7 protein-coding genes and 2 pseudogenes are annotated in these 9,588 nt (G+C 64.5%); 5 read left to right on the forward strand and 4 right to left on the reverse strand.

Annotated elements, in window-relative coordinates; translation table 11 throughout:
- Both ACLP25_RS05395 and ACLP25_RS05400 read right to left on the reverse strand, forming a co-directional pair.
- Positions 1-604, reverse strand: a pseudogene (locus tag ACLP25_RS05395) (glucose-6-phosphate dehydrogenase); the annotation flags it as partial.
- 121 nt (positions 605-725) lie between these two features.
- Positions 726-2,009 carry an ROK family transcriptional regulator gene (locus ACLP25_RS05400; RefSeq protein WP_442468200.1) on the reverse strand — a complete coding sequence of 428 codons (1,284 nt, stop codon included), beginning with the start codon at positions 2,007-2,009 and terminating at the stop codon, positions 726-728.
- Between the two features lie 217 nt (positions 2,010-2,226).
- Between ACLP25_RS05400 and ACLP25_RS05405 the strand changes: the two genes are divergently transcribed.
- The 3 genes from ACLP25_RS05405 (at position 2,227) to ACLP25_RS05415 (ending at position 5,224) form a co-directional block, all read left to right on the forward strand.
- Positions 2,227-3,240 carry a substrate-binding domain-containing protein gene (locus ACLP25_RS05405; RefSeq protein WP_442468201.1) on the forward strand — a complete coding sequence of 338 codons (1,014 nt, stop codon included), beginning with the start codon at positions 2,227-2,229 and terminating at the stop codon, positions 3,238-3,240.
- A 119-nt stretch (positions 3,241-3,359) separates the two neighbouring features.
- Positions 3,360-4,445, forward strand: a complete 1,086-nt coding sequence (locus ACLP25_RS05410) for an ABC transporter permease (RefSeq protein WP_442468202.1) — start codon at positions 3,360-3,362, stop codon at positions 4,443-4,445.
- On the forward strand, positions 4,442-5,224 hold the full coding sequence (locus ACLP25_RS05415; RefSeq protein ID WP_442468203.1) for an ATP-binding cassette domain-containing protein: 783 nt from the start codon (positions 4,442-4,444) through the stop codon (positions 5,222-5,224). Before ACLP25_RS05410 ends, ACLP25_RS05415 begins: the two co-directional genes overlap by 4 nt.
- A gap of 96 nt (positions 5,225-5,320) precedes the next feature.
- Here ACLP25_RS05415 and ACLP25_RS05420 read toward each other — a convergent pair.
- Positions 5,321-5,659, reverse strand: a pseudogene (locus tag ACLP25_RS05420) (ROK family protein); the annotation flags it as partial.
- Between ACLP25_RS05420 and ACLP25_RS05425 the strand changes: the two are divergent.
- Complete coding sequence (locus tag ACLP25_RS05425; RefSeq protein ID WP_442468204.1) at positions 5,658-6,692, forward strand: aldo/keto reductase; 1,035 nt, start codon at positions 5,658-5,660, stop codon at positions 6,690-6,692. The pseudogene ACLP25_RS05420 and the gene ACLP25_RS05425 overlap by 2 nt on opposite strands.
- A gap of 22 nt (positions 6,693-6,714) precedes the next feature.
- Positions 6,715-7,716: a Gfo/Idh/MocA family protein gene (locus ACLP25_RS05430; RefSeq protein ID WP_442468205.1), complete on the forward strand. Its 1,002-nt coding sequence runs from the start codon at positions 6,715-6,717 to the stop codon at positions 7,714-7,716.
- A gap of 89 nt (positions 7,717-7,805) precedes the next feature.
- On the opposite strand, the gene ACLP25_RS05435 is transcribed toward ACLP25_RS05430, so the two are convergent.
- Complete coding sequence (locus tag ACLP25_RS05435) at positions 7,806-8,759, reverse strand: hypothetical protein (protein ID WP_442468206.1); 954 nt, start codon at positions 8,757-8,759, stop codon at positions 7,806-7,808.
- Between the last annotated feature and the right edge of the window lie 829 nt (positions 8,760-9,588).

A 9,588-nucleotide genomic window follows, 5' to 3' on the forward strand; every position in this document is an offset into this window, starting at 1 on the left:
CCGGCTCGAGCAGGGTGTTGGCGAATCTGAGCGCCATCAGGTTCTGCACCGATTCCTTGCCGAGATAGTGGTCTATGCGGAAGATCGCGCTTTCCGGGAAGACGGAGCCGATGTCGTTATTGATCGCGTCGGCGCTTGCGCCATCGTGGCCGATCGGCTTCTCGACGATGATGCGCGATCGGGACGTCGCCAGCCCCTCGGCGCCGAGCCGGCTTGCGATCGGACAGAACAGGTCCGGACCGGTGGCGAGGTAAAAGGCGCGGATGCGTTCGTCCGGACCGAGCAACTCTTTGAGGTCGGCCCATCCGGCGTCGCTCATCGCGTCCGCCGCGACATAGTCGAGGCGCGTGAGAAAGCGCTCCAGATCGGCGGAGGAACCGTCCTCGACCGCATTGAACTTTACCAGCGTATCCTTGACAGCGGCGCGGAAAGCGTCGCGTTCGAGATGTCTGCGCGACACGCCGATAATCCGCGTGGGTTCGCTGAACTGCTCGCTTCTCTCGCGATGAAACAGCGCCGGATACAGCTTGCGATACGCGAGGTCGCCCGTCCCGCCGAAAACGACGAGATCAAACGGATCGACCTTGACAATTCGCGCTGCCATGTCGCCTCTCAGCTTGGTTGACGATTATGGTCATTCTACCCAACGCAACTCCGGACCTCTTGCACTTGGAGGGTCGTCGGAATTCTACTCGTGCGGCGCCCTCGGATGCTTTTGCGAGGGGTCAGCTCGTTTGGGCGACCACGTCCTTGAGCAGGACCTCGCGGTCGCGGGCGAACGCTTTCACCAACGGAAGGGCCGCGCCGCCAATGGCGCCCGCATCGGCGCCGATGGTCCCTGGCACGAACGCAACCTCACTCAGCCCCCTCCGATCGAGGCCATCGAACACTTGCGCCGTGCGCGCGATCAGGCGATCGCGGATAGACGCCGGCATCTCTCCGTCAACGACAATCGCCTCGAAGTCAATAACCGAGGTGGCTGCGACCGAGGCGTAGGCGAGCGCTTCGGCCGCGTCGTTGATCCAGGCGTCGAGAACGTCGCCGAAGTCCGCCCAGGCCTCGGGCGTCGCCCAGATCGAGGAGGCGTCGATCCCGGCGTCCGCAAGGCGGCGTTCGAGCTGGTAAATCGACGCGCAAGCGATCAGTTGCGGCGCGCCGCGCCTATCGCTCTTCTGCGCCACCGGCATCGACCCGATCGCAGCGGCGTTGCCAGTGCGTCCGATTCTCAGCGCGCCGTCGAGCACCAACCCGCCGCCGATGAAGGCTCCGAGGAAGAAATAAAGGAAGTCGCGATGGCGCCAGCCGCTGCCGAAAAAGAACTCGGCGGCGCAGGCGGCGGTGGCGTCGTTGCACAGCGTCACCGGATACGGACAGATTTTCGCGATCTCGTTCGCGGTGTCGAATTCGCGCCAGTCGGCCATGGCGCCCGCCGGCGCGCCGATCTCGGCCTCCCAGGTCCACAGTTGGAACGGCGCGGCGACGCCAAGCCCTGCGATCCTGCGCCGCTGCGCCTCGGTGAGCGAGTCAACGAGACCGGGTTGCTGTTCGCGGACGAAGTCGAGAATCCTTTCCGGCGTCGGAAACGCAAAGGTGCGGTGGGCGCGCTTTCGGACGACGCCGCGGAAGTCGACGAGGACGAGGTCGCAGCTGCGTCGGCCGATCTTGAGACCGAGAGAAAAGGCGCCATCGGGATCGAGCGACATCGGGATCGTGGGCTGGCCGACCCGGCCCCGCAGCGGCGCCTCACGCTTCAGGAGGCCGTCCGTCTGAAGCCGGTTCATGATCGCCGAGGTGGATTGCACCGACAATCCCGTGAGCCGCGCGACTTCGATTTTGGACAGCGGCCCAAAGCGGCGCACAAGGGAGAGGAGCAGCCTTTCGTTGTAGAGCCGGACGCCTGACTGGTCCGCGCCGCTTGCGATCTCGGCAAAGGCCGAAGGCAATTGGGCAGGCGTCGCCTCCCCCGCCCGTCTCTCGCGCGCGCGTGAACGATCTCCCGCCTCTGTCATCCTCCGCCTCTCGATATCGTCACAGCTGCGCTAGCGCAGATTGGGCCGAACGCGATAGCCTGTCAAGAATAATTATATCGGATGGAATTATCCTTGACTTTTGCCAAAAAGTTTGCCCAATTATCGCACGGCGACGCCAGGGGGCCGAAGGGGCGCAAAAGCGCCTTACGACCACGCCCGGGAACAGCGTCGCTTGTACCCGTTGGGAGGAATTGAAGTGTCCAAAATCTCTGGAATTTTTGCAAGTGTCGCCGCCGCGGCGATCACGCTCGCGCTGACCAGCGCTCCGTCCTACGCCGACGGGCCGATCGTCGGCCTCATCACCAAGACCAACACCAACCCGTTCTTTGTCAAGATGAAGCAGGGCTTCGAGGCCAAGGCCAAGGAGCTCGGCCTGACGCCGCAGGCCTATGCCGGCAAGTTCGACGGCGACAACGACGGCCAAGTCGCCGCGATCGAGCAGCTGATGGCCGCCGGTGCCAAGGGCATCCTGCTGGTGCCGAGCGACTCGACCGCGATCGTGCCGACGGTCAAGAAGGCGCGCGACGCCGGCATCGTCGTCATCACCCTCGACACTCCGCTTGATCCGCCGACCGCCGCCGACGCCAATATCGGCACCGACAACTTCGCGGCCGGCAAGCTGATCGGCGAGTGGACGAAGGCCAAGCTTGGCGACAAGGCTGCGACCGCCAAGATCGCCACCCTCGACCTCGCTGCCAACCAGCCGTCGGTCGACTACTTCCGCCACAACGGCTTCCTTGCCGGGTTTGGCATCCCGGTCAAGAATCCCAAGCACTACGCCCAGAGCGACAGCCCGCAGATTGTCGGCTCCGACGTCACGCAGGGATCGACCGAAGGCGGCCGCAAGGCGATGGAGAATATCCTCCAGAAGGCCGACCAGATCGACGTCGTCTACGCGATCAACGAGCCGGCGGCCTATGGCGGCATGGCGGCGCTGAAGGCGGCGGGCAAGGACAAGGGCGTGATCGCCGTCGCCATCGACGGCGGTTGCTTCGCGATGCCATGGCTCAAGGACGGCATCATCTCCGCCACCACCCAGCAATACCCGTTGCTGATGGCCGCTGACGGCGTCCAAGAAGTCGCCGATTTCATCAAAAGTGGCAAGAAGCCGGAGAGCATCGACAGCGGCGAGAAGCTGATCACCAACGAACCGATGCCCGGCGTCCCCTCGATCACCGTCGAAGAGGGCCTCAAGCTCTGCTGGGGTTGATTTTGCCCGACTTTCGGAGCTTAATCGACTGAGAAATAGGCTTGGCGCTCGCGGACGGAAACCCGCGAGCGCCGGTCCACAAAGACGCCAAGACGAGTCGGGAAACGAGCGAGGAAGCCATGAGCGAAGCGTCGCCAGCCGGCCGTCCGGCTCCACAAGAATTCGAGAAAGTGCTGACCGCGGCGACGACGACGGTCGCCTCCTTCGAGGAAGAGCGTCTCACCCTTCTGCAGCGCATCCAGCGCTTCCTGCATGTCTACCCGACGACCGTCCCCTTCGTCGTGCTGGCGCTCGGCCTGCTACTCGGCGTGGCGGTTAATCCGGCGCGCTTCACCACCGCCAGCAACGTCTCGACGATCCTCACCCAGGTGATGGTCACCGGCATCCTCGGCATCGGCCAGACCTTGGTGATTCTCACAGCAGGCATCGATCTGTCGATCGGCGTCATCATGGTCATCTCCTCGGTGGTGATGGGACGTCTTGCCGTCCTTGACGGCGTGCCGACAATCCTCGCCTTTCCGCTCGGTCTTCTGTGCGGGGCCGCCTTCGGCTGGCTCAACGGAGCGCTGGTGACCCGGCTGAAGATGCCGCCGTTCATCGTCACCCTTGGAACGCTCAGCATCATCGGCGCGCTCAACACTTTCTATTCGCAGAGTGAAACCATCGGCATGCAGGACATCGAGGAAAAGGCGCCTTTCCTCAGCATGATGGGCAATCCGTTGGCGATCGGCGGGGCGCGCATCATGTGGGGCACGTTCCTCATGCTGGTCGTCGCCGCGGTCGTCTGGTACGTCCTCATGCGCACCGCGTATGGACGTCACGTTTATGCGACGGGTGACGATCCCGAGGCGGCGCGCCTCGCGGGCATCGACACCGACCGGATTCTACTCAGCGTCTACGTTGTCGCCGGTCTCATCGCCGCCATCGCCGGCTGGGCGATGATCGGGCGCGTCGGCGCGATCAGCCCGACCGCGGGCGAGAACATGAACCTCAACAGCATCACCGCCGTGGTGATCGGCGGCACGAGCCTCTTCGGCGGCCGCGGCTCGGTCATCGGTACGCTGATCGGCGCGCTGATCGTTGGCGTGTTCCGGTCCGCCGTCTCGCTCGCCGGCCTCGACGTGCTGTGGCAGGAATTCGCCATCGGCGTCCTGATCATCGTCGCAGTCGCCCTTGACCAGTGGATCCGGAGGGTCGCCAAATGAGCGTCGAACCCATCCTCACCTGCCGCCAGCTCGTCAAGCGCTACGGGCGCGTCACCGCGCTCGACCATGCCGACTTCGATCTCTATCCCGGCGAGATCGTCGCCGTGATCGGCGACAACGGCGCCGGCAAGTCGACGCTCATCAAGGCGATCTGCGGGGCGGTGATCCCGGACTCCGGCGAGATCCGCCTCGGCGGCGAGGTCGTCCATTTCACCTCGCCGATCGCCGCGCGCGAGGCGGGCATCGAGACCGTCTACCAGACGCTGGCGCTGTCTCCGGCGTTGTCGATCGCCGACAACATGTTCCTCGGCCGAGAGCCGCGCATGCCCGGTATCGTGGGTCAGTGGTTCCGGGCGACCGACCGCGCCAGGATGGCGAAGTTCGCCCGCGAGAAGCTCAACGAACTCGGACTGATGACGATCCAGAATATCCACCAGCCGGTCGAGACGCTTTCGGGCGGCCAGCGCCAGGGCGTTGCCGTGGCGCGGGCGGCGGCCTTCGCCAAGCGGCTGGTCATCATGGACGAGCCGACGGCGGCGCTCGGGGTCAAGGAGTCTCGCCGGGTGCTCGAGCTCATTCTCGACGTGAAGAAGCGCGGCCTGCCGATCATCCTCATCTCCCACAACATGCCGCATGTGTTCGAGGTCGCCGACCGCATCCACATCCATCGCCTCGGACGGCGGCTGACCGTCGTCGATCCGAAGAAGGTAACGATGTCCGACGCGGTCGCCATGATGACCGGCGCCATGGCGCCGCCTCAGGATGCGCTGGCCGCCTAGACGCGCTGCGGCTATCCTTTCGCGAAGCGCGCTACGATGAGCCTTAAGGCGCCTCGGATCCGTATACCTTTCCGAGGGCGGCATGGACGTCCCATGACGCACGGCTCCGTTGACCGCGATTCCCGTGCCTGCTCCTGAACCCAGGATCACGGCGAAGGCGACATTGTATCCGGCGCCGGCGCCATCGAGAGCCTCGGACGCAGCGAAGCAATCCGCGTCGTTCTCCACGCGTATTTCGCGGCGAAGCGCGTCAATAAGATGTGTCGTGGCGTTGGCTCGCGACGGCGTAACAACTCGGTCCCATCCCGCTCCATTGCGACGCCTTCGATCTTCGCGCCCTCCCTCGTTCACAAGCCTGCGATTTGCGCATCGCGCCGTTCGTCGCATACTCTTGCGCGCTTTCAAGTCGACGCCTCGTTCGACGGAGGAACTCATGCGCTATCGACCGCTCGGCCGCACCGGCCAATTCGTCTCGGAAATCTGCCTTGGAACGATGACCTTCAGCGGCGGCGCAAGCTTCTGGCGCGCGATCGGCGCGCTCGACCAAGCCGCCTCGACCGCGCTCGTCGGCCGCGCCCTCGAAGCGGGAGTCAATTTCATCGACACCGCCAACGTCTATTCCGAGGGCCAGTCGGAGGTGCAGCTCGGGCAGGCGCTCCGCGACCTCGGCGTCAAGCGTGAGGACGTGATCATCGCCACCAAGGTGCGCGGCCGGATGGGCCCGGGGCCCAACGCGGTCGGCCTGTCGCGTGGTCATATCCTCGACCAGATCGCCGCGAGCCTGAGTCGGCTTGGCCTCGAGCAGGTCGACCTCTACCAGATCCACGGCTTCGATCCCGTCACGCCGATCGAGGAGACGCTGCGGGCGCTCGACAACTGCGTTGAGCGCGGGCTCGTGCGCACGATCGGCTGCTCGAACCTCGCCGCCTGGCAGATCATGAAGGCGCTGGCGATCTCGGATAAGCACGGCTGGTCGAGGTTCGAGACCGTCCAGGCCTATTATTCGATCGCGGGCCGCGAACTCGAGCGCGAGATCCTGCCGCTGGTCGAAGACCAGGGACTTGGCGTCATGGTGTGGAGCCCGCTCGCCGGCGGCTTCCTCTCCGGCAAATACACGCGCGACAAGCGCGGCGGGAACGACTCGCGCCGCACGACATTCGACTTCCCTCCGGTCGACAAGGAGCGCGCCTACGACATCATCGACGCCATGGGCAAGGTCGCCAAGTCGCATGAGACATCGATCGCGCGCGTCGCGCTCGCCTGGCTCCTTCAGCGCAAGGGCGTGATGAGCGTGATCATTGGAGCGAAGACCGTCGAGCAGCTCGACGACAATCTCGCCGCCGCCGACCTGACGCTGACCGCGGAGGAAATCGCCGCGCTCGACTCGGTCAGCGCGCTCAAAGCCGAATATCCCGGCTGGATGTTGACGCGCCAGGCCGAGGGCCGCGTCCCCGGCCCGAAGGCTTAAGGCGCGAGCGAGGAGGGAGCCCATGCGCAAGGTGAAATGGGGCGTGCTCGGCGTCGCCAAGATCGCCACGGAAAAGGTGATTCCGGCGATGCAGCGGGCCGAGCGCTGCGACATCGCCGCGATCGCGTCACGCGACGAGGCCCGCGCGCGCGAGGCGGCGGGGCGTCTCGGAATCGCGCGCGCCTACGGCTCCTACGAGGCGCTCCTCGCCGATCCCGAGATCGAGGCTGTCTACAATCCGCTGCCCAACGAGCTGCACGTTTCCTGGACGATCAAGGCGCTCAAAGCCGGCAAGCACGTGCTGAGCGAGAAGCCCGTCGCACTCGACGCGAACGAGGGTCGGACGCTCATTGCGGCGCGCGACAAGGCGGGCCGGCTGGTCGCGGAAGCCTTCATGGTGCGCTTCCATCCGCAATGGCGGCGCGCGCGGGAACTGGCGCAGTCCGGCGCGATCGGCGAGGTCGGCGCGATCCAGACGTTCTTCTCCTATCGTCTGCTCGATCCCAAAAACGTCCGCAACCGCCCGCCGGGCGGCGGCGGACTCTACGACATCGGCTGCTACGCGATCCTGACCGCGCGCTATATCTTCGGCGACGAGCCCATCCGGGTCGTCGCGACGCTCGACCGCGACGCGGACTTCGGCACCGACCGCCTCGCGAGCGCTCTCCTCGAATTCCCTCGCGGCCGGCACCTGACCTTCACCGTTGCGACGCAAGTGTCGGCCCATCAGCGGGTAACGATCGTCGGTCAGACCGGGCGGATCGAGATCTGCATCCCCTTCAACGCGTTGCCAGACCGGCCGATGCGGATCATGATCGACTCCGGGGCGGACCTCGTCGGCGGCGGAGCCCGCGTGGAGGAGTTCCCCGTCTGCGACCAGTATGGGCTGCAGGGCGACGCCTTTTCGCGCGCCGTTCTCGGCGAGGCGCCATTCGAGTTTCCGATCGAGGACGCCGTCCTCAACATGCGCGTGATCGACGCGCTCTTCCACGCGGCCGAGCGCGGGACGTGGGAAACGCCGTAGCTGATCCGGGGCTGGTTGCGCTTGGCGGCGGCTACCGGCGTCCACGTCCCACCGGTGGGCGCGCGCCGGCGTCGTCGGTCCTCACGCTTTCAGTACGCCGCCACCCCATTGAGCGTCATCCGGATGTTCGGTCGTTTCCAGCCGGCCGGGGTTAGAACCATCGGTGTGTCGATTGAGGTTTCGCTGATCGGCGGCGGCGCTTCGTCGGCCCAGTCATTCGTGAGTCCCGAGTCAACATTTTCAATGTCTTGTGGCGGATTTTCCGGGCGACCGTAACAGTCTGGCCAGACGCTGTTTCTCGCTACAGGACCTGTCGCAATCCCGGGCGAGGATTCAAGCCTTTCAAGGTCTTGTGTCGAATTTTCCGGGCGATTGTCGCCTGTCGAGCACTGTCCCTTCTCCCCGTTCACGGGGAGAAGGCTGGGATGAGCGGCCTGGCGGGCATCCGCGCCGGCAGTTCGCGCAACCCCCTCACCACAACCCTCTCCCCCCTGAAGCGGGGCGAGAGGGCCTTCCGCCGTCGGTTCCGCCGCAAACCCGGGCGCAGATTCAGTCTTTTCAAAGGTTTGCGGCGGAATTTCCGGGCGATCGTCGCTTGCAGAGGCGCCGGAGCGTCCCGTCTCCCTGTTCACAGGGAGAAGGTCAGCTGCCAATCGCCCAAGCCCCTCACCCCAACCCTCTCCCCGCTCAAGCGGGGAGAGGGTGAGTTGCATGTTCTGTTCGAACTCAATGTCCCCAGAATCTCCCGGCGCAAACTGCGCCCGGCAGATGAGCGCTGCGCCATACGCGGCGGTCCCTTCGGCGGGCGCCTCGCGATCCGACGCCCCGGGAAGGCGTCGGCCGGCGGGTGCGAAGGTCACATGATAGCGGTCCAGTTCGCGCACGATTCTGACCACACGGTCGACCGCCTTGAGGTTTGCGCCCGTCATAGCGCTGTAGGCGACGAGCAGCGCCTCGTTAAGACGGCTTACCTGGATCGCCAAAAACTCCTCGGGCGGCGCCGGCATCCGCCGGGCGAGAATCTCCCGGATTACCGCGCGCATGCGCTTCTCGCCGAGCCCGACGCGCGCCGCGATCTCGGCGACCGAAACGCCGCGGTTCAGTTAATCGACGATCAGCTGTTCCCGCTCCAATTTCTTGAGGCGCGCGGAGCGCGCCTCCGTTGACGGATCGGAGGGCGCGATGGGCGGAGCGGCTTCGAGACAAGTGGACACGCGGCGTTTTCCTTTGCCAGGATCATGAGAACAAAAATAGAACACGATAGCGCGAAAGGCAAGGAATTGTTGAGTTTTCCGCTGATCGGCGTCTGGGCGGAGGTTCGGCTTTACGCGATCAGGGCGTTCCGGCGCGAGCGCGAGCGGCCTTGCGGATTGAACGCCGCCGCCGATCAGAATTCCTTTGCTAACGAACGGATGATAATCTGCTTTATCAAATAATTACCGGCAGCCTCATGGACCCCGCCCCAGACACTGATCTCAATTGGTATGTTGGCCTGAGTCGGCAACGCGGGGCGGGTTCCTTTCGATGCCCATTTGCCTCGTTCGAGCGCTGCCCGCGGTATTATCAAATTCTATCCCTTCTTGAGTCAAAGGTAATTACGAAGCCATCTCCCGTAGAAGACGACCACTTATTGAAATACTGGGAAAAGTCAGAACTGTGGCCAAGCACTGGCGAATTGGTAACGGCAATTGCTGGCGGTGGTGATAATTCGAGCTATATCAAATTATGCCCTGAATTAAGCTATGATCCTAGAAACGGCAGTTTGGTTTTGGCGTGAGGGCGAGAATCGCGCATTCTCAAGGGCATGAAGCGCGACTCTTCGTCTCCTTGGGCTCACCGGCCGGGTGAGCAATCTGTGGTTGTGGCGGAGCG

The organism is Roseiarcus sp., assembly GCF_052145395.1.
In the GTDB taxonomy this organism is placed as follows: Bacteria; Pseudomonadota; Alphaproteobacteria; order Rhizobiales; family Beijerinckiaceae; genus Roseiarcus.